The following is a 19328-nucleotide window of genomic DNA, read 5'->3' as shown; positions in this document are numbered from 1 at the left end:
CATGACCAACTCACACCCAGGGACGGAGTCGGGAACCGACGCCGGCACCGCGCAGGACGGAAGTCAGGGCCGGGAACCCTCCGGGGCTGCCGGCCCCGGTGGCACCGACGGTGCCGGTACCGCCACTGGCTCGGTGAAGCGCACCGGTGACCGCATCTTCGAGTCGCTGTCCACCGGAGCTGCGGTGTTGATCACGGTCATCATCGGTGCCATCGGCCTGTTCCTGCTTCTCCAGGCCATTCCCGCGTTGTCACGGGAACGCGACGGGCTGTTCAGCTTCTTCACCTACGGTGACCGGTGGGACCTGAACTACAGTTCCAACGACGGCGGCTGGATGCAGTTCGGCATCCCGAACATGTTCTTCACCACCGTGATGGTCTCCGTGCTGGCACTCATCATCGCGATGCCCATCGCGCTCGGTGTCGCCGTTTTCCTGTCGAACTACTGCCCGAAGCGTGCGGTGCGTCCCCTGGGCTTCGTCATCGACCTTCTGGCTGCCGTGCCGTCCATCGTCTTCGGCATCTGGGGTATGCAGGTCCTCGGGCCCGCCCTCGGTGGATTCTACGAATGGCTCGTCGGCTGGGCCGGCGGATTCATCCTCTTCGACTGGGAGCAGGGGACGTCACCGGCATTCTCCACCAGCCGTAATATCTTCACCGGCGGTGTGGTGCTGGCGATCATGATCCTGCCGATCATCGCCGCGACCGCCCGTGAAGTCTTTGTCCAGACCCCGCGTGGTCAGGTCGAGGCTGCACTCGCCCTCGGCGCGACCCGGTGGGAAGTTGTCCGGATGACGGTACTGCCGTTCGGTAAGTCCGGTTACATCTCCGGCGCGATGCTCGGGCTTGGCAGGGCGCTGGGAGAGACGATGGCGCTTTATATGGTCATCGCCTCGGCGCCCGGTTTCCGCGGTTCGTTGATGGACGGTGGAACGACCTTCGCCACCGCCATCGCCAACGCCGCGCCAGAATTCAACGACGACCTCAAGGCCGGCGCCTACATTGCCGCCGGACTGGTGCTGTTCGTGCTGACCTTCCTGGTCAATGCCGCGGCCCGGTCCCTGGTCAACAACAGGAAGTAGTGGAGGACGACAGCGATGGCCACGTCTGTACCCAGTGGACCCCCCGATCTCGACAACCGTCCGCACTCCGCACTTGCGCCGAGCGGTTTCAGTGACATCTCCACCGGGCGCAAGGCCCGCAACGCCATGGCCACCGCGGTCATCTACGCCACCATGGGACTGGCGATCCTCCCGCTGGTGTGGGTGCTGTTCGTCCTGGTGCAACGGGGTGTCCCCGCATTGCTCAGCGTGGACTGGTGGGTCTTCGACATGTTCGGGCAGCTCTCGAACGTCGCCGGTGGCGGCATCGTGCATGCCGTCATCGGAACGCTGACTCAGGTGGCGGTCACCACGGTGATCTCGGTGCCCGTCGGAGTCTTCACCGCCGTCTATCTGGTGGAGTACTCCCGAGGCGGCTGGCTGGGGCGCACGACCACGTTCATGGTCGACATCCTCACCGGGGTGCCCTCCATCGTGGCCGCTCTGTTCGTCTACGCCATGTGGATCACGATGTTCGGTTTCGAACGGTCCGGATTCGCCGTTTCCCTGTCCCTGGTACTGCTGATGGTGCCGGTGATCGTCCGCAACACCGAGGAGATGCTCCGTATCGTCCCGATGGACCTGCGTGAGGCCGCCTACGCCCTGGGTGTCCCGAAGTGGAAGACGATCATGCGCATCGTGTTGCCCACCGCGTTGTCCGGCATCGTCACCGGCGTCATGCTCGCCGTCGCCCGTGTGATGGGAGAGTCCGCTCCGGTGCTGATCCTGGTCGGGGCGACACCGGTGATCAACTGGAATGTCTTCGACGGCAACCAGAGTTCCCTGCCCCTGTTCATGCTGGAGATGTACAAGCTCCAGGCCAGTGACGAGGTGTTGTCCCGGCTCTGGGGAGCGGCGCTCACCCTGGTGATTCTTATCGGTGCACTGAACATCGGCGCCCGGATCATCTCCAACAAGTTCTCGATCAAGTCCAGTTAAGGAAACTGTCCCATGGCGAAACGCCTCGATCTCCACGACGTGAACATCTACTACGGCGACTTCCACGCGGTGAAGGACGTCAACCTGGAGGTGCCGCCCCGTTCGGTGACGGCGTTCATCGGGCCGTCGGGTTGCGGAAAATCCACCGTCCTGCGCACCTTGAACCGGATGCACGAAGTGATTCCCGGTGCCTACGTGGAAGGCGACGTCCTCCTCGACGGCGAGAACATCTACGGTCGCAGTATTGACCCGGTCGCCGTGCGCAACACGATCGGCATGGTCTTCCAGAAGGCGAATCCGTTCCCCACGATGTCCATCGAGGAGAATGTGATCGCCGGATTGAAGCTCTCGGGAGAGAAGAACAAGAAGAAGCTGCGTGAGGTCGCCGAGCGCTCTCTGCGGTCGGCGAATCTGTGGGAGGAGGTCAAGGACCGTCTCGACAAGCCCGGTGGAGGGCTCTCGGGTGGTCAGCAGCAGCGTCTGTGCATTGCCCGGGCCATCGCCGTGGAACCTGAGGTTCTGTTGATGGACGAGCCGTGTTCAGCCCTGGACCCGATCTCCACCCTGGCCGTGGAGGATCTCATCCACGAGCTGAAGGAGGAGTTCACCATCGTGATCGTCACCCATAACATGCAGCAGGCTGCGCGGGTCTCCGACCAGACGGCGTTCTACTCCCTGGAGGCCACCGGCAAGCCGGGGACCCTGGTCGAGGTCGGCCCGACGAAGAAGATCTTCGAGAGCCCCGACCGTAAAGAGACCGAGGACTACATCTCAGGGCGTTTCGGATAGACCTTCTCCACCCCCGACGGCTGTTCTGTGCCAGAGTGGGGGCACAGTGGAAAGGAGTCGGTGATGGCACCGGTACATATCGTCCTGATGGGGGTGAGCGGCAGCGGCAAAGCGCCGCTCGCCGCAGAACTGCAGAAGCGCACCGGTTTCACCGCGGCCACTGCGGTGGACCTGCAGCCCGATGAGGTTCGTCGGAAAATGCAGGGGGGTGGCTTTCTCACGCCAGAGGAAAGGCTGCCGTGGGCGTACGCCATCCGTGACTGGCTCACCGAGCAGGCGGAGCAGGGGAACTCGACCGTGGTGGTGAGTCTGGGGCTGGGGCGTCGCGCGCGCGACATCTTCCGTGAAGCGGAGGGCTTCGTGTTTTTCGTGCACGTCCACGGTACCGCCGACGTCATCCGGGAGCGGTCGTTGAAGCGCACCGGGGCCTACCCGGAGGAAGACGTCCTGCAGGCGCAGTACGCCGAACTTGAACGTCTGCGCGCCGACGAACCCGGTGTGCGGGTGGATGCGGCGCAGCCCCCGGAGGTGCTGGCGGATGCTGCGCTGGCGGCGCTGTCCGTGGCCAGTCGGGCGGACTAGAACGAGTCCGAACCGTAGCGGCGGCGGATCTCGTCGAACTGCTCGCGCATCGTCTCTTGCTGCTCCTCCGAGCGGCGTGAAAGCTCGTACTCCTGGGGACGCTTCCCGGTGGCCAGGTAGACCACGCGGGTCCCGATGTTCACGGCGTGGTCCGAGTAGCGCTCGAAGAACCGGGAGAGCAGTGTCACGTCCACCGCTGCGGAGACAGGGTAAGGCCACTCTTTCTTGCCGGTGATGTGGAACATGTGCTCGTGGAGGTCGTCGACCGCATCGTCGTCGAGGGCCAGTTCCATCGCCTTCTCCGGGTCGTAGGTCACGAGCACGTCGTGCAGCTTCTCTCCGATGCCGTCGACCAGCCGCGCCATCTCGCGGAAGTAGGGCTGCGTGATCTCCGGTACCGCGGACTCCGGGTGCCGGCGACGTGCCGTACGGGCGATGTGGACCGCGAGGGCCGCCATTCGGGCGAGATCCTCCACAATATAGGTGCCCGAGACGACCTGACGCAGGTCACGTGCGACAGGCCCTTCCAGTGCCAGCAGTTCGAAGGACCGTGTCTCAGCGCTCTGACGGAGTTCCTCGATCGCCGTGACAGACGTGAGGACCTGCTCTGCGGTGTCGATGTCCTGGTTGAACAGGGCGTCACACGCCTGCGACATCATCTGTCGGACCTGATCGGCCATGACCGCGAGTTCATGGGCGAAGATCCGCATCTGTTCCTGATACACGGTACGCATGGCGCCAGTGTACGGGCGGGGCGGCTATTTCGCTCGGTGAATACGGGTACTTTCGCCCGAGTCATTAACCGCCGTTGGCGGCTGCTCCGTCGGCCTCCGGATCCTCCGGAACCGCACTGGTCAGGTCCTCGGGGTCGTCGAGCCAGCCGTCCGGCAGAGCGACCTTGCCGGGCGACCCCTGGCGGCCACGGGCACCGTCGGCGTCGACGGCTCTGGCGTCCGAATGCCACATCGGCTCGAGGACTTCGCGCAGGGACTCCAGGTCGGTGATCTGAGAGAGCTGCCGACGAACCTCGCCGCCGGCAGGGAACCCGCGCATATACCAGGCCATGTGCTTGCGCATTTCACGGACGCCGTACGTCTCCCCTTCGTGGGCGGACAAGAGTTCGGCGTGGCGCATGATGATGCGGCAGACCTCGGCGAGGGTGGGTTCCTCGGGGGCGGGGAGTCCGCGGAGGTTGGCGGAGAGCTCGGCGAAGAGCCAGGGGCGGCCCAGGCACCCGCGGCCGACGACGACTCCGTCGCATCCGGTTCGTGCCATCATCGTCGCGGCGTCGGACGCTTTGAAGATGTCGCCGTTGCCGAGGACGGGGACCCCGGTGCCGTCCATGTGGTCCACCAGCCGGGCGATCTGCTCCCAGTCTGCGGTGCCGGAGTAACGCTGTGCGGCGGTACGGCCGTGACATGCGACGGCGGACGCGCCTTCGTCAGCGGCGATACGTCCGGCGTCCAGGTGGGTGTGGTGGTCGTCGTCGATGCCGACCCGGAACTTCACCGTCACCGGGATCTCGGGGTGCCCGGCATCCGATACGGCGGTGACGGCCGCCCGCACGATCGAGGCGTAGAGGCGCCGCTTGAACGGAAGTGCGGAGCCGCCGCCGCGTCGGGTGACTTTAGGCACCGGGCATCCGAAGTTCATGTCGATGTGGTCGGCGAGGTCCTCCTCGGCGATCATCCGTGCCGCCCGGTAGGTGTACTCCGGGTCCGTCGTGTAGAGCTGCAGGCTGCGGGGGTCCTCATCCGGGGCGAAGGTGGTCATGTGCATCGTCTTCGGATTGCGCTCCACCAGTGCGCGGGCGGTGACCATCTCACAGACGTAGAGCCCGGCGACGCTTCCCATGCGTGCCCGTTCCTGCTCGCGGCACAGTGTCCGGAAGGCGACGTTGGTCACCCCCGCCATCGGCGCAAGGACGACGGGGGAATCGAGGTCGAAGCGTCCGATGGAGAGTGCGGGTGCAGGTGCGGTGGTCGTTGGGGTGCTCACCCCCTGATTCTCACACCAGGGCGGGGGAGGTGCAAAGCGGTGTGATCTGGACGGCCACTACACTCGGATGTGTGTGGTCACACCCGCACCATCCTGTGAACTGCCGTCATCCGGCACTGATGTGCTATCAATGGTGGCAGAAGTCACGTTTGCTACAGAAACAAGTCGTGATATTTACAGAGATACTTCCGATACACCGGGACAAAGCAGAGGAGAAAGAGTGTCTGAGCGCATCGCACACAGCGGTCTGAAGTCGAAAGTCATGTCAGCCCAGGAGGCTGCGGAGTTCGTCAACAACGGTGACAAGGTCGGTACCTCCGGGTTCACCGGTGCGGGGTATCCCAAGGCTCTCCCCACCGCTATCGCCGAGCGTGCCAAAGCTGCCCATGACCGCGGTGACGAGTTCCAGATTGAACTGTTCACCGGGGCCTCCACCGCCGTCGACTGCGACGGTGTCCTGGCCGAGGCGAACGCCATCAGTTTCCGTACCCCTTACAACTCCGATCCGGTCCTGCGCGGGCAGATCAACGCCGGAGAGGCGAAGTACTGGGACATCCATCTCTCCCACCTGGGCAAGCAGGTGCAGGAGGGATTCTTCGGCAAGTTCGACGTTGCCATCATCGAGGCTGTTGCCATCCGCGAGGACGGCACCGTGGTCCCGTCCTCCGCGGTGGGAAACAACATCGAGTACATCGACGCCGCGGACAAGGTGATCATCGAGGTCAACGAGTGGCAGTCCCGTGACCTCGAGGGCATGCACGACATTTACCGCATCGAGCCGGCGGGACAGCGCACCCCCATCGGTATCACGGCCCCCGGTGACCGTATCGGTGGCACCGCCATCGAGTTCGACACCAGCAAGGTCGTGGCCATCGTCGAGACCGACCGTCCTGACCGCAACGCACCGTTCACCCCGGCGGACGAGACCTCGAAGAAGATCGCCGGCTACTTCCTGGACTTCCTGGAGGGTGAGGTCAAGGCAGGTCGCCTCGCATACGACCGCTACATCATGCAGTCCGGTGTCGGTAACGTGCCCAACGCCGTGATGGCAGGCCTGCTCGACTCGAAGTTCGAGAACATCACCGCCTACACCGAGGTCATCCAGGACGGCATGGTCGACCTGATCGACGCCGGCAAGATGACCGTCGCCTCCGCGACGTCCTTCTCCCTGTCCCCGGAGTACGCCGAGAAGATGAACGCGGAAGCCGCCCGGTACCGCGACAACATCATCCTGCGCCCGCAGCAGGTCTCCAACCACCCTGAGGTCATCCGCCGCCTCGGGTTGATCGCCACCAACGGCATGATCGAGGCCGACATTTACGGCAACATCAACTCGACCAACGTGTCCGGCTCGCGCGTGATGAACGGTATCGGCGGCTCGGGTGACTTCACCCGCAACGCGCAGGTGTCCTCCTTCATCAGCCCGTCGATTGCCAAGGGCGGCGACATTTCCGCCATCGTGCCCTTCGCGTCCCACATTGACCACCATGAGCACGATGCCATGGTGATCATCACGGAGAACGGTTTCGCCGATCTGCGCGGCCTGGCACCGCGTGACCGTGTGAAGAAGATGATCGACGTCGCGCACGACTCCTACAAGCCGCTGCTGGAGGAGTACGTCGAGGCTGCCTCAAAGAGCAAGTTCCAGCAGACCCCGCATGACCTGTCCAGGGCCTTCGAGTTCCACACCCGGTTCCTGGAGACCGGTTCGATGCAGAAGTAGTGCATGCACTAGACTGAACGACGCACCTCGCCCGGCGGGGTGCGTTTGCGGGCCTTTAGCTCAGTTGGTAGAGCTACGGACTTTTAATCCGCAGGTCGTGGGTTCGAGCCCCACAGGGCCCACAAACAGCACAGCCCCCGGTCACTGACCGGGGGCTTGTGCGTTGCCCGGTACGGGTACGGGTCTGGGGTGTGAGCCTGGAACGAGCACGTGGGGGCGGTTTTGAACGTCGAAACCGCCCCCACGTCTTCGTCCCGGCGAACCGGGCGGTTCCGCTGCAGCGGAACGATCTCTGTTTCACCGGTGACTGGTATTATCCGCGCTCAGTTCTCCGCGGGGTCCACCCGCCCTGCATTTCGGAATGCCTTCACCTCGTGTCCGACACGGTCGCGGAATGACACCGCGCCGACGGCAGCTCTGTCGGCTGTCTACCCACCGTCGTACGTGACACAACTGTGGACTTTTGTTCTGCTACCGCCTGGGTGAGGGCTGACCGCAGCAACGCGCAGCACGCTACTGGTTGAGGGGCGCACTGCTGGGGAAACGACGAATGGCCCACGTCATGAACACCAGTCCGAGGATGACGACGGTGCCGGACACCGCGAGCAACAGGGCCCCGTTGCCGGTGGTGAGAGCGGCGCCGCCGAGCGCCCCGGCCACGGCGATGCCGATGTACAGGCCACTGGTGTTGAGCGCCACGGCCTCCGTTCCGGCTTCTGCTGCCAGGCGCAGGGCCCGTGCGTTCATCGGCGGGTTATACGCCCACACCGCGGCACCCCACACGGCGAGCACCGTGAGGAGGAGCCAGTATGGCGCATTGCCACCGAACAGTGGACCGGCCAGTGCCAACAGCACGGTCGTTGTGGCCATGACAGCCATCAGTGTCAGGATCGTACGATCAGGTCCCCACCGGTCATTCAACCGTCCTCCGGCGACGGTCCCGATCGCTCCAGCAACGCCGATGACGCCGATTGTCACCGGGATCAAAGTCCGTTCAACTCCGGTCAGGTCAGTGACCACCGGCGCGATGAAGGTGTAGGGCATGAAGCCGGCGGTCGCACCGATGACGGTGCCGACAACGCAGCTCAGCACTGAGGGGCGTCGTAGTAGCGTCAACCGTTCCCGGAGTCCTGTGGCAGGTGGCCCCGGAATGGCGGGGAGAGTTGTCCCGGTGATGATGACTGCGGCACCGGTCAGTGTGGCCACCAGGGCGAATGTAGACTGCCAACCGAAGAGCTCGCCCAACCAGGACCCCACCGGGACCCCGACGATCAAAGACACGGTGAGCCCCGCGGCGACGACGCCGATGGCACGACCACTGCGTTCGGGAGGGGCGAGACTTCCCGCCGTGGCGAATGCGGCGGGAGTGATGGTTGCCCCCACCAGCGCAGCGGCTACTCGCAGCGCCATCAGTGCAGCGTATGAGGGGGCGAAAACGGTGGCTGCGTTGACCAGTGCGAAGACCGTCAGCCCTCCGACGATCAGCTTGCGTCGGGACAGTCGTGCGGTGAGCAGGGCCATGACCGGCGCAGCGACGGCGTACACGAGGGAAAATACTGTAACGAGCTGTCCTGCCGCCGCCTCGGTGACGTCGAAGTCCACGGCAAGTTCCGGCAGGATACCGGCGATGATGAAATCGTCCGTTCCGATGACGAACGTTGCGAGCAGTAGGCCGGGTAGCCATCTCATGGACGCGGTCGTGGCGGTCGAGTGCGGGGAAAGCGGCATGGGTGGACGGTCCTCTCCGGGTCGGTAACTACTGACCGCGCAAACGTAGGACTATGCCGCTAGCGTCAAGGTCAAACCGAAGGGGGACCGGGATGTTGGTGTGCCCGAGTCAGCGGGATCGTTCGAGAGACGCAGTGATGCTGTCCGCATGCTTCTGCAGCCGGTCTCTGGACCGTTCAAGGCGGGAAATGAGTTCATCCAGCGTGTCGAGCCGTGCGTGAATCGGCGCGAGTTCCTCCTGGCATGCAGGACGGCCTCCGAGGGGCGTGTCGAGGCAGCCTTCAGAGATCTGCGGACGGATATCATCGGCGCTGAGCCCGAGGTCGAACAGCGTTTTGATGTTTGCGGCACGTATCGCCTGACGTCGGTCGTAGAACCGGTAGCCGTTCTCCATGCGCCCTGGTGAGATGAGCTGCTGCTGTTCGTAGTGTCGTAGCACGCGAGGTGTCACCCCGATGCGCTCCGCCAGGTCGCCGATACCCAGTGTTTCATCATCCGTCATACCCATTACCGTACGTTCCGAGCCGCGTGGTGGCGGTTACCCCACAGGTGGCATGCCACCGCCGGGCGGTAATGCCCCGGTGCGTTCGATGTGCTGTGGATAGAGAACGTAGTGGGACGTTGCCGTGCCGCTCGGGTCCGCATGGGGATCGCCGGGCAGCAGGAACCGGTAGTCAACCTGGACGATGTTGTCGGCGATGCGGGTCACCTGCTGGTACGGATAGCTCTCCGGGACCGTGGTGCCGACGTACACGCCGTGGTCGAACAGGGCCATCTGCTGAGGTGAGCTTGCCGTCGCACCCTCAACGTTGAGGACGATTGCGGAGAGCGCCAGGCGGGGGTCGTAGGAGGTGGTATCGGCTCCGTCAGCTGTCCACGGACCAACGGCAGTGTCAGGGGTGCGCTCTGCGGCGATCTGCGCCGCCTCCTCAGCAGAGGGGGCACCTGGCGCCGGGACAGTAGCTGACGGAAGTGGCGGCTGGGCCTCACCAGTGGCGACAGGTGCGGCGGCCCCGCCGACGACAAGGAACGTGGCCGCAGCGGCCGCAAGGATTCGGGGGTGGTGTGTCATGTGCGTCCGGGAGGTCATTGCTCGACTCCTTTCCGGAACATCAGTGGTGTGGTGATGGTGATGAAAGCCTTGCAACTCATGCGACCGAACGTCAGCATCCGGATGTTACACGCACCGCCGACGTCAGCTAGGCCTGAACGGGGGTGAATTCGGACATGGGTGACCGGATCGAGTGTTAAAGTCGGGTGGTCTCGTGCTGGCGTCTATCGGAGAACGGAGGTGGTGGCGTATGTCACCTAGGCCCGTATTCTTCGTGTCCGACAGCACAGGCATCACCGCGGAGACCCAGGGCAATGCACTGCTCGCCCAGTTCCCCGGGTTCTCGTTCCGTAGGCGTGTCCTTCCGTTCGTTGACTCCGTGGAAGCCGCCGCCCGGGCGGTCACGACAATCGCGGGGGAGGACGACGAATTGCCCATCGTCTTCGTCACGATCGGGGACGCCGCGGTCGCGGATATCGTCTCGAATGCGTCCGGCGACGTGATTGATCTGCTGGGGGCACACCTGACCCACCTGGAACAGATCCTGGGTGCAGAGCGGACGGGCACGGCGACGGAGTACCACCGGGTCGGCGACCTCGGCCGCTACCACGACCGTATCAACGCCGTGGAGTACACCATCGAGCATGATGATGCCGCGAGTTTCCGTGGGCTGGACAGTGCGGACCTCATTATCCTCGCCCCGTCCCGGTGTGGAAAGACCCCGACGGCGATGTACCTGGCACTGCAGCACGGTCTGCGGGTTGCCAACTATCCACTGACCGACGACGACACCCCCGGTCGTCTGCCGGACGCTGTCGCTCCTTTCCAGGACAGACTGTTCGGACTGACCACCACGGTGCAGCGGCTCAGCCAGGTCCGGGGGGAACGCCGGCCTGGCAGTCAGTACGCCAGTGTCTCCCAGTGCCGTACGGAACTGCGACAGGCGGAGAAGCTCTACCGCTCCCACACGATCCCCTACGTCGATTCCCATGCCATGAGCGTTGAGGAGATGTCCAGTGTCATCCTCACCAGGATGAATCTGCGACAGCCGTAGGGGCCCACCATCCCCGGACAGGAACAGGAACACCACCATGACCACTATCCTCGCGTTCACTGACATCGGCATGGACGACGTCGCTCAGGTTGGCGGCAAGAATGCCTCGCTCGGTGAAATGGTCGTCAATCTTGCCGATGCCGGAGTACGTGTCCCCGGTGGTTTCGCCACCACCGCCGACGCATTCCGTGATTTCCTCGCCGTCAATGACCTCGACAAGAAAATTGAGGGGATTCTCGAGGACCTCGACATCGATGACGTCACCGAGCTCTCCCGACGAGGCGAGCAGATCCGCGGCTGGATCCTGGAGCAGCCTTTCCCGCAGGAGCTGGAGCGCGACATCCGGGACGCCTACGAGGAGCTTGTCGCCTCTGACCCCCGTCCGGACGAGGTCACCTGGGCGGTTCGTTCCAGCGCCACGGCCGAAGATCTCCCCGACGCGTCCTTCGCTGGTCAACAGGAGACCTTCCTCAATATCGGAGGTGTCGATAACCTTCTCGAGGCGGTGAAGGCCGTCTTTGCCTCGCTCTACAATGACCGGGCGATCTCCTATCGTGTTCACCATGGATTCGTGCACGCTGACGTTGCGCTGTCCGCCGGCATCCAACGTATGGTGCGCACTGACATCGGGGCGTCCGGCGTGATGTTCACGGTGGATACGGAGTCCGGTTTCGACCGCGCGGTGTTCATTACCTCGTCCTACGGTCTCGGCGAGGCGGTGGTGCAGGGGGCGGTGAATCCCGATGAGTTCTACGTCTACAAGCCCGCGATCAAGGACGGGAAGTCGGGTAAGGACGCCATCCTCTCCCGCACCGTGGGGGAGAAGGCGGTCGCGATGCGTTACGCCGAGGGGACGGGGATCGATTCGGCCACGCGGTGGGAGGACGTCGACGCCGCCGACCGTGCACAGTTCTCCATCGACGATGACGAGGTCACCGCGTTGGCCCGCCACGCCGTCGCGATCGAGGAACATTACGGACGTCCCATGGACATTGAGTGGGGGCGTGACGGGGTGGACGGTCAGCTCTACATCCTGCAGGCCCGACCGGAGACCGTGGTGTCGCGGCGGGGGCAGGACGGGCAGGTCCTGACCCGGTTCGACATCGACCGGGCGGCGGCCGACTCGGCCGAGGTTCTGGCGGAGGGCCGGTCCATCGGCCAACGTATCGGATCAGGACCCGTACGGGTGCTGCGCTCCATCCGTGACATGGAGACGATGGATACCGGCGACGTGCTCGTCGCCGAGATCACCGACCCGGACTGGGAACCGGTGATGAAACGGGCCTCGGCGATCATCACGGAGCGTGGGGGACGGACCTGCCACGCGGCGATCATCGCCCGAGAACTGGGCATCCCCGCCATCGTTGGTACAGGTGACGCAACCTCCGTGCTGCCGGACGGGGACGAGGTGACTGTCTCGTGTGCCGAGGGGGACACAGGCCGCGTCTACCGCGGGACTGTCGCCTTCGAAGAAAAGGAGACACGCCTGGACGCCATGCCGGAGATTCCGACGAAGCTGATGATGAACGTCGCCACCCCGGACCAGGCTTTCGCGTTCTCGTCACTGCCCAATGAGGGGGTCGGACTGGCACGGATGGAGTTCATCATCAACCGTCAGATCGGCGTGCACCCCAGAGCACTCCTGGAACCGGACTCGCTGTCCGACGACGTTCGGTCGCAGGTCGACGAGATCACCGCCGCGTACCCGTCCCCGGAGGAATTCTTCATCCGCCGGGTGGCTGAAGGCGTGTCGACGATCGCGGCGGCATTCGATCCGAATCCGGTGATCGTGCGACTGTCGGACTTCAAGACCAACGAGTACGCGAACCTTCTCGCCGGCGAGCAGTTCGAGCCCAGGGAGGAGAATCCGATGATCGGCTACCGGGGTGCGGCACGTTATGTCTCCGACGACTTCCGGGGCTGTTTCGCCCTGGAGTGTGAGGCGTTGCGACGGGTCCGAGAGGAGATGGGGTTGGCCAATGTCCGCATCATGATCCCCTTCGTGCGCACCGTGGACGAACTACAGGACGTGCTTGACGTCATGGCGACCCACGGGTTGGAACGCGGATCCGGCGCAGCGGATCCGGCGGGGGACGGGCTGCAGGTCGTGATGATGTGCGAGGTGCCGTCGAACTATCTTCTGGCTGATGAGTTCCTCGACCATGTCGACGGTTTCTCCATCGGCTCGAATGACATGACCCAGCTGGTTCTGGGCGTCGACCGCGATTCTGACCTGGTGGCCCATGACTTCGATGAACGCAACCCGGCGGTCCTGAAAGTTATCGGGTCGGTCATCGATACCTGCGTGGCGCGCGACAAGTACGTCGGCATCTGCGGGCAGGGTCCGTCCGACCACCCTGGCTTCGCGGAGTGGCTGGTGGACCAGGGTATCGGATCGATGTCGCTGACCCCGGACACCGTCGTGAAGACCTGGCTGGCGTTGGCCGGAGAGTCAGACGACGGTGGAAACACGTAGTGTCGGCGCGGGTATAGTGACGAAAGTATCCCCTCACATGATCCGACCTCTCCAGGAGCTTCCAGTGAAACTCACCGATCCGACCTCCGATGCCGTTCTGAAGAGACTGCGGCGTGCCCGTGGCCAACTCGACGGGGTCATCACGATGATCGAGAACGACCGCGAGTGCCGGGACATCGTCACCCAGCTCGCCGCCGTGTCCCGCGCGCTTGACCGCGCCGGGGTCAAGGCCATCTCGGGTGGTATGCGTGACTGCCTCAACGCAGAGGACGGCGACGTTCCGGAAGACTGGGAAGACGAGATGGAGAAGCTTTTCCTGTCCCTGGCGTGACGTAGTGTGATCCCGGTGATCCGAACGCTGCTCATCGACAACCACGACTCCTTCACCTGGAACCTCGTGCATGACCTCACCCGGGTCAACGGCGTCTCTCCCGTCGTCGTCCCGAACGACTGGGACGGTTGGGCGTCCGACGGAGGCACACTTCTGGCAACCGTCGACAACGTGGTCATCTCTCCGGGGCCGGGAACACCGCTGAAGACCGCTGATGTCGGTATCTGTACGGACGTCATTCGCAGCGCCGTCGCACTCGGCCTGCCTGTGCTGGGCATCTGCCTCGGCCACCAGCTGATCGCCCACATGTACGGGGCGACGGTCGGACCTGCGTCGGAGCCCGTGCACGGTCGGCTCTCCCGCATCGAGCACAACGGCAGTGACCTGTTCCACGGGCTGCCCACGTCGTTTGATGTCGTGCGCTACCATTCCCTGGCTGTCTCGGATGTCCCGCCACATGTCGAGGTCTCCGCGCATAGTGCGGACGGGACGGTGATGGGACTCAGCGTGCCCGATGCGCGGCTGTGGGGAGTGCAGTTCCACCCGGAGTCGGTGAAGTCCAGTTACGGTCGTGAACTGCTGGCGAACTTCGCTGCCCTGACCCGGGCCCACGGCAGGATCAGGAGTCTGCGGGTGCGGACGGTGCCCCTGCCCGGTGGTGATTCCCGGCTCCTTTCCGAGGAACTGTTTCACCGCCTTTACGGGAACGCCGCCATCTCCCGGTATGCGGTGTGGTTGGACGGGAACCGTGACCAGGACCCCCGGGCGAGATTCAGCATCATGGGGGCCTCGGACACGGTCATCACCGCCGACGTCGGTGCCGGGACGCTGGACATCACGCGGGACGGTCACCGGGAGGTCACCGACGATGACGTACTGAGCTGGATGCAGGCGGATCTTGCGCAGTGGAACATCACTGACGGCTCGTCCGACCCGTCCGTGGCCGGTGGTTTCCGCCTCGGCTGGGTTGGTTACCTCGGGTACGGGGTAAAGAGTGACTGTTCCCAGGGGGAGGGGGCTGCCAACCGGCATGCGTCCCCGGTACCTGATGCAGGCCTACTGTTCCTCGACAAGGCTGTCGTCATCGACCATGAAACGGACGAAGTCCGCCTCCTGTCGCTGGAGGGGGCCGACGGCGAGCAGTGGCAGGCGGAGGTTGCTCGTGTGGTCCGGAGACTGTCTGTGGAGCAACGAGAACGTTCCGGTGGCGGATCCCTGGCCGTCGGGCTCCACGAGCGGGCCGGTTATGCGGCCAAGGTTCGCGAGATTCAACGACTGATCGGCGAGGGCGAAACCTACGAGGCCTGCCTGACGACCACACTCGAGGCGACTCCGACAGACGGACCGCCGGACACCCTGGAGCTCTACCACCGGTTGCGGCGTGACAACGCGGCTCCGTTCGGCGCTTACCTCCGGTTGCCGGGTGCGACGGTGATGTCGACCTCTCCGGAGCGGTTCCTCAGCGTCGACGTGGAAGGACGGATCACCTCGTCGCCGATCAAGGGAACCCGACCGGTCGGGGAAACGGCGGAAATCGATGAGAGTATCCGTGCTGAACTCAGGGCCAGCGAGAAAGACCGTGCGGAGAACCTCATGATCGTCGATCTGGTTCGTCATGATCTCGGACGTGTCGCCGCGCCGGGCACCGTCGACGTCCCGGAGCTTTTCAATGTAGAGAGCTATGCGACGGTTCACCAGTTGGTCAGCACAGTCACTGCAGAGCTGGGCGCCGGCCTGCACGGGACCGACGCCGTCCGCGCTGCGTTTCCTCCCGGGTCGATGACCGGAGCACCGAAGGAACGGACGATGCGTATTCTCGAGGACCTTGAAGACCGGCCGCGCGGGATCTACAGCGGAGCGATCGGTTACTTTTCGTTGGACGGTTCTGTCGATCTTTCGGTGGTGATCCGGACCCTCGTCGCTGAGTACGCCGGAGACGGATCGTTCTCACGTCTGAGTTACGGGGTGGGTGGTGCTGTGGTCTCCCAGTCCACCCCGGACGGCGAGTACGAGGAGACGGTGGTTAAGGCGGCACCGGTGCTGAGGCTCTGATCCCGCGCAGGTGCAACCCGGGCGGCATGCTCGACTAGGCTCGGTGAACATGCACAACGATGGGGAACACGACGATGTGAACGACCTCAGGGACGCTGTCGCCGCCGTTCGCGCTCAGGTCGACGCCGCGGCGCTGGAGGCAGGACGGGACCCGGCGGAGGTGCGGCTCCTACCTGTCAGCAAGACAGTCCCCGTCGAGCGGCTTCGCTCTGCCGTGGCAGCGGGCATGCACGAGTTCGCCGAGAACAAGCCACAGGAGGTCCAGCGGAAGGCGGTCGAGATGTCCGACCTGCCGGTGCGGTGGATCGCGATCGGCCACCTGCAGACCAACAAAGCGAAGGTCATTGCCGAGCACGCCCATGAATTCCAGGCGCTGGACTCGGTCCGGCTCGCCGAGGCATTGCAGCGCAGGCTTGATCCACTGGACCGCAGACTGGATGTCCTGGTCCAGGTGAACACCTCCGGGGAAGATGCGAAAACGGGTGCTGCGCCTCAGGACGTAGGAACAATCCTCGCTGCAGCGTCCCGGTGCGACCGTCTCCGTGTCCGTGGTTTCATGACTGTGGCCTCGAACACCGATGACATCGGTGAGGTCCGGCGGTGTTTCTCCCAGTTGCGGGGAATTCTGGACAGTGCGCGCAGTGATGCTGTGGTGGACCCGGAGTTGTTGACGGAACTGTCCATGGGCATGTCGGGCGACTTCCGCACTGCAATCGCCGAGGGTGCGACATGTGTCCGCGTCGGTACAGCGATCTTCGGCGCCCGGGACTACTCGAAGAAATAGTCTTTGACATGGTGTTTGTGCCCCGTGTTGGCGAATTGGTGGTCGGTAGTTTATTCTGAACGGGCTGCCGAACAGGAGCGGGCACGTTTGCCGTGTACTCTCCTGCTTGAGGTAGGGCTCCCATCGTCTAGTGGCCTAGGACTCCGCCCTTTCACGGCGGCAACACGGGTTCGAATCCCGTTGGGAGTACTGCGAAAGATTCGTCTTCCGTACAACCAGATAATGGCCCTGTGGCGCAGTTGGTTAGCGCGCCGCCCTGTCACGGCGGAGGTCGCGAGTTCAAGTCTCGTCAGGGTCGCAGTAGGAGCAGCCAGCGGGCGTACACCATCACGGTGTGCGCCCGCTGCATCGTTCGTCCATCATCCGGATGGCCTAGGTTGGGAGACATGCGTTACTCCCTTCTTGACCGGGCCAACACTGTCGAGGGCTCTACTGACGCCGAGGCGGTGCAGGCTGTCGTGGACCGGGCGCAGCTCGCGGAGGCGCTCGGATACCACCGGTTTCTCGTCGCTGAGCACCATGGTGTTCCCGGTATCGCTGGTAGTGCACCCGGCATTCTTACCGCGGCGGTGGGGCAGGCGACGGACACGATTCGTGTGGGGACCGCCGGGATCATGGTGCCCGACCATGCGCCGATAGTCGTGGCTGAGCAGGCCGCTGTGCTGGAGTCCCTGTTTCCTCGCAGGGTCGATATCGGACTCGGTTCGTCCCCGGGCTTCACCCCGGCAGTCAGGCGGGCGCTCCGCCAGTCGGAGGATGCAGGCGAAGCGCGTGCAGGATTCGCTGCGGACCTCAGCGAGGTCGTCAGCTACCTGCGGGGAGAGACGTCGGTAACGTTGCGGCCGAGCGTTGATGAACCTCCCTCCCTGTTCCTGTTGACCGGGGGCTCGTCGCGGTCCCTTGAGATGGCTCGGCAGCTCGGGCTCGGTATCATCCTCGGTGGTCCCCGGCCGGCATACGTGGAGGGCGCTGTCGCGTCGTGTCAGATCGCAGTCGCGGAGACCCGTGAGGAGGCACGGGCTCTCATCCTTCCCGAGGTGTGGGCGCAGGTGTTGTCGAGGAGCACGGGACGGTTCATGCCTTTGCGGCCTGTTGCAGCGTTGGATGAAGCCGAGCTGACGGCTCAGCAGCGTCAGCGCATCGCGCGAGGGCTCGCGGCGACGGTATACGGCAGTCCGGACGAGGTTACCGCCGCTGTCACCGCGCTCGCGGAGAGGACAGGTGCTGTGGAGATTCTGGTGACAGGGGGATCTTCGGACCCTGGCGGGCAGGCGCGCAGTGATGAACTGTTGGCAGAGATTCTGTCCGCCGTGGACGGCTGACCATTGCATTTGTCTGACTCCCGGGGTGCTGTGTACAGTAACCCATCGTGCACAGCGATCGGCTTCGGTCAGACCGCTGGTGATGCATGGCCCTGTGGCGCAGTTGGTTAGCGCGCCGCCCTGTCACGGCGGAGGTCGCGAGTTCAAGTCTCGTCAGGGTCGCTGGATAGTCCGTAGGTTCTCCTCCGGGCTTTCTTGCCCAGATAGCTCAGTTGGTAGAGCGTACGCCTGAAAAGTGTAAGGTCCCTGGTTCGATCCCTGGTCTGGGCACAGTGAACATCCCCCTCGGCACTCCCGTGCTGAGGGGGGATTCTGTGTTTCGGTGCGCACCTGGTCGGCCGAGGCACCAGGGTTATGGTGGTGTCGAGGGGCCAGACCGACATAACCCTGGTGTTCTGCGGGAGGGCCTACACTTGTTGCCATGAGTACAGAGAGTATCTCCGTGACCCATGACGTCGACGCCAGTCGTTACGTCCTGCAACTCGGTGATGTCGTCGCCGGCTACGCAGCCTACGTCCAGCTCGGCCAGGTGCGCGACTTCAACCACACTGTCATCGACCCGGCTTTCCGGGGCAGGGGTCTGTCGAGCCCGTTGATCTCTGCGGCGTTGGATGCGACGCGTGCCGAAGGCTTCGGGGTTCTCCCGAGTTGCTCGGCGGTGGAGGGGTTCATCGCCAAGAACCCTGAGTACGCTGACCTGGTGCGCTAGATGTTGTTCTGCATGTCGTTGACATAGCCGGCGGGGTCGACCAGCGGAGTGCGCTCCTCAGCCTTACGGTGGCGGACCTTCGCCGGTGCTCCGATGAGGATGGAGTCTGCCGGCGCATCCTTGGTGACCACCGAATTGGCGCCGATGGCTGAGCGGGCTCCGATGGTGATGGGGCCGAGGACCTTGGCGCCCGCACCGACCATCACCCCGTCCCCGATCGTGGGGTGGCGCTTACGCTGCACCAGTTCAGAGCCGCCGAGGGTGACGCCGTGGTACAGCATCACGTCGTCCCCGATCTCAGCGGTCTCACCGATGACGACGCCCATGCCGTGGTCGATGAAGAATCGCCGCCCGATCGTGGCACCCGGGTGAATCTCGATACCGGTGAGGAACCGAGTGAACTGGCTGAGTATCCGTGCGGGGCCCTTGGCGCCGCGTACCCACAGGCGATGCGAGATCCGGTGGCTCCAGATCGCGTGGAGACCGGAGTACACCAGGGCATTCTCCAGGTCCCCGCGGGCTGCAGGGTCATGTGTCCTTGCGTTGTCCAGGTCTTCCTTGATCGTGCGCAGCAGACTCACCGGCGGAGTCCTCCTTCTTCTCGGGCGTTAAGGTATGTCGCGGTTCTGCATGGAAAACGGCCTCGGCGCTCGGTCACGTCCGTGCAGGTGGATGTCACCTGATGATACGG

At 64.2% G+C, this 19328-nt stretch carries 18 protein-coding genes and 5 tRNA genes; 17 read left to right on the top strand and 6 right to left on the bottom strand.

Annotated elements, in window-relative coordinates; all coding sequences use genetic code 11:
• Window position 1: 1 nt before the first annotated feature.
• The 4 genes from pstC to CGLY_RS13165 all read left to right on the top strand — a co-directional run bounded on the left by pstC (window position 2) and on the right by CGLY_RS13165 (window position 3409).
• Complete coding sequence (pstC, locus tag CGLY_RS13180; protein WP_038550045.1) at window positions 2–1081, top strand: phosphate ABC transporter permease subunit PstC; 1080 nt, start codon at window positions 2–4, stop codon at window positions 1079–1081.
• A gap of 15 nt (window positions 1082–1096) precedes the next feature.
• A complete protein-coding gene (gene pstA, locus CGLY_RS13175) occupies window positions 1097–2038 on the top strand; it encodes a phosphate ABC transporter permease PstA (RefSeq protein WP_038550044.1) in 942 nt (313 codons plus the stop codon).
• A 12-nt stretch (window positions 2039–2050) separates the two neighbouring features.
• Window positions 2051–2827, top strand: coding sequence for a phosphate ABC transporter ATP-binding protein PstB (gene pstB / locus CGLY_RS13170; protein ID WP_038550043.1), 777 nt, complete (start codon window positions 2051–2053; stop codon window positions 2825–2827).
• A 63-nt stretch (window positions 2828–2890) separates the two neighbouring features.
• Window positions 2891–3409: a gluconokinase gene (locus CGLY_RS13165; protein WP_038550042.1), complete on the top strand. Its 519-nt coding sequence runs from the start codon at window positions 2891–2893 to the stop codon at window positions 3407–3409.
• Here CGLY_RS13165 and phoU read toward each other — a convergent pair.
• The gene (gene phoU, locus CGLY_RS13160; RefSeq protein WP_038550041.1) at window positions 3406–4143 is read right to left on the bottom strand and encodes a phosphate signaling complex protein PhoU; all 738 of its coding nucleotides are present in this window, start codon (window positions 4141–4143) and stop codon (window positions 3406–3408) included. The two genes, CGLY_RS13165 and phoU, sit on opposite strands and share 4 nt — an antisense overlap.
• Window positions 4144–4207: 64 nt before the next feature.
• Window positions 4208–5323, bottom strand: coding sequence for a tRNA dihydrouridine synthase DusB (gene dusB, locus CGLY_RS13155; protein ID WP_265101972.1), 1116 nt, complete (start codon window positions 5321–5323; stop codon window positions 4208–4210).
• A 304-nt stretch (window positions 5324–5627) separates the two neighbouring features.
• Between dusB and CGLY_RS13150 the strand changes: the two genes are divergently transcribed.
• A complete protein-coding gene (locus CGLY_RS13150) occupies window positions 5628–7130 on the top strand; it encodes an acetyl-CoA hydrolase/transferase family protein (protein ID WP_038550039.1) in 1503 nt (500 codons plus the stop codon).
• Between the two features lie 49 nt (window positions 7131–7179).
• Window positions 7180–7252: transfer RNA gene (locus CGLY_RS13145), tRNA-Lys, on the top strand.
• Between the two features lie 391 nt (window positions 7253–7643).
• On the opposite strand, the gene CGLY_RS13140 is transcribed toward CGLY_RS13145, so the two are convergent.
• From CGLY_RS13140 to CGLY_RS16855, 3 genes are all read right to left on the bottom strand, one after another.
• On the bottom strand, window positions 7644–8858 hold the full coding sequence (locus tag CGLY_RS13140; RefSeq protein WP_052540189.1) for an MFS transporter: 1215 nt from the start codon (window positions 8856–8858) through the stop codon (window positions 7644–7646).
• 109 nt (window positions 8859–8967) lie between these two features.
• Window positions 8968–9360: a MerR family transcriptional regulator gene (locus CGLY_RS13135; protein WP_052540188.1), complete on the bottom strand. Its 393-nt coding sequence runs from the start codon at window positions 9358–9360 to the stop codon at window positions 8968–8970.
• Window positions 9361–9396: 36 nt separating this feature from the next.
• Window positions 9397–9948, bottom strand: coding sequence for an LppP/LprE family lipoprotein (locus CGLY_RS16855; RefSeq protein WP_052540187.1), 552 nt, complete (start codon window positions 9946–9948; stop codon window positions 9397–9399).
• A gap of 235 nt (window positions 9949–10183) precedes the next feature.
• Here CGLY_RS16855 and CGLY_RS13125 point away from each other — a divergent pair, with 235 nt between their 5' ends.
• The 11 genes from CGLY_RS13125 (at window position 10184) to CGLY_RS13075 (ending at window position 18637) form a co-directional block, all read left to right on the top strand.
• The gene (locus CGLY_RS13125) at window positions 10184–10963 is read left to right on the top strand and encodes a pyruvate, water dikinase regulatory protein (RefSeq protein WP_265101949.1); all 780 of its coding nucleotides are present in this window, start codon (window positions 10184–10186) and stop codon (window positions 10961–10963) included.
• Between the two features lie 37 nt (window positions 10964–11000).
• A complete protein-coding gene (gene ppsA, locus CGLY_RS13120) occupies window positions 11001–13439 on the top strand; it encodes a phosphoenolpyruvate synthase (protein ID WP_038550037.1) in 2439 nt (812 codons plus the stop codon).
• A gap of 37 nt (window positions 13440–13476) precedes the next feature.
• Window positions 13477–13770 (top strand): metal-sensitive transcriptional regulator, encoded by a 294-nt coding sequence (locus CGLY_RS13115; protein ID WP_081803930.1) that lies wholly within the window; start codon window positions 13477–13479, stop codon window positions 13768–13770.
• Window positions 13771–13785: 15 nt separating this feature from the next.
• Window positions 13786–15822 carry an aminodeoxychorismate synthase component I gene (pabB, locus tag CGLY_RS13110; protein ID WP_052540954.1) on the top strand — a complete coding sequence of 679 codons (2037 nt, stop codon included), beginning with the start codon at window positions 13786–13788 and terminating at the stop codon, window positions 15820–15822.
• Window positions 15823–15871: 49 nt separating this feature from the next.
• Window positions 15872–16606, top strand: a complete 735-nt coding sequence (locus CGLY_RS13105) for a YggS family pyridoxal phosphate-dependent enzyme (protein WP_038553032.1) — start codon at window positions 15872–15874, stop codon at window positions 16604–16606.
• 116 nt (window positions 16607–16722) lie between these two features.
• Window positions 16723–16795, top strand: a tRNA-Glu gene (locus CGLY_RS13100).
• Between the two features lie 35 nt (window positions 16796–16830).
• Window positions 16831–16904 (top strand) — tRNA-Asp (locus CGLY_RS13095).
• 88 nt (window positions 16905–16992) lie between these two features.
• Entirely contained in the window at window positions 16993–17928 is a 936-nt protein-coding gene (locus CGLY_RS13090; RefSeq protein WP_038550035.1) for an MsnO8 family LLM class oxidoreductase, read from the top strand.
• 88 nt (window positions 17929–18016) lie between these two features.
• Window positions 18017–18090: transfer RNA gene (locus tag CGLY_RS13085), tRNA-Asp, on the top strand.
• Between the two features lie 35 nt (window positions 18091–18125).
• A tRNA-Phe gene (locus CGLY_RS13080) sits at window positions 18126–18198 on the top strand.
• Between the two features lie 151 nt (window positions 18199–18349).
• Complete coding sequence (locus tag CGLY_RS13075) at window positions 18350–18637, top strand: GNAT family N-acetyltransferase (RefSeq protein WP_038550034.1); 288 nt, start codon at window positions 18350–18352, stop codon at window positions 18635–18637.
• Here the strand turns inward: CGLY_RS13075 and epsC are convergent.
• Window positions 18634–19218, bottom strand: a complete 585-nt coding sequence (gene epsC / locus CGLY_RS13070; RefSeq protein WP_038550033.1) for a serine O-acetyltransferase EpsC — start codon at window positions 19216–19218, stop codon at window positions 18634–18636. The genes CGLY_RS13075 and epsC overlap by 4 nt on opposite strands.
• Window positions 19219–19328 lie beyond the last annotated feature (110 nt).

Origin of the sequence: Corynebacterium glyciniphilum AJ 3170, from assembly GCF_000626675.1 — a bacterium.
Lineage (GTDB): Bacteria > Actinomycetota > Actinomycetes > Mycobacteriales > Mycobacteriaceae > Corynebacterium > Corynebacterium glyciniphilum.
Note: the sequence above shows the minus strand (reverse complement) of the source record. Positions and strands in the feature narration are given on the sequence as shown.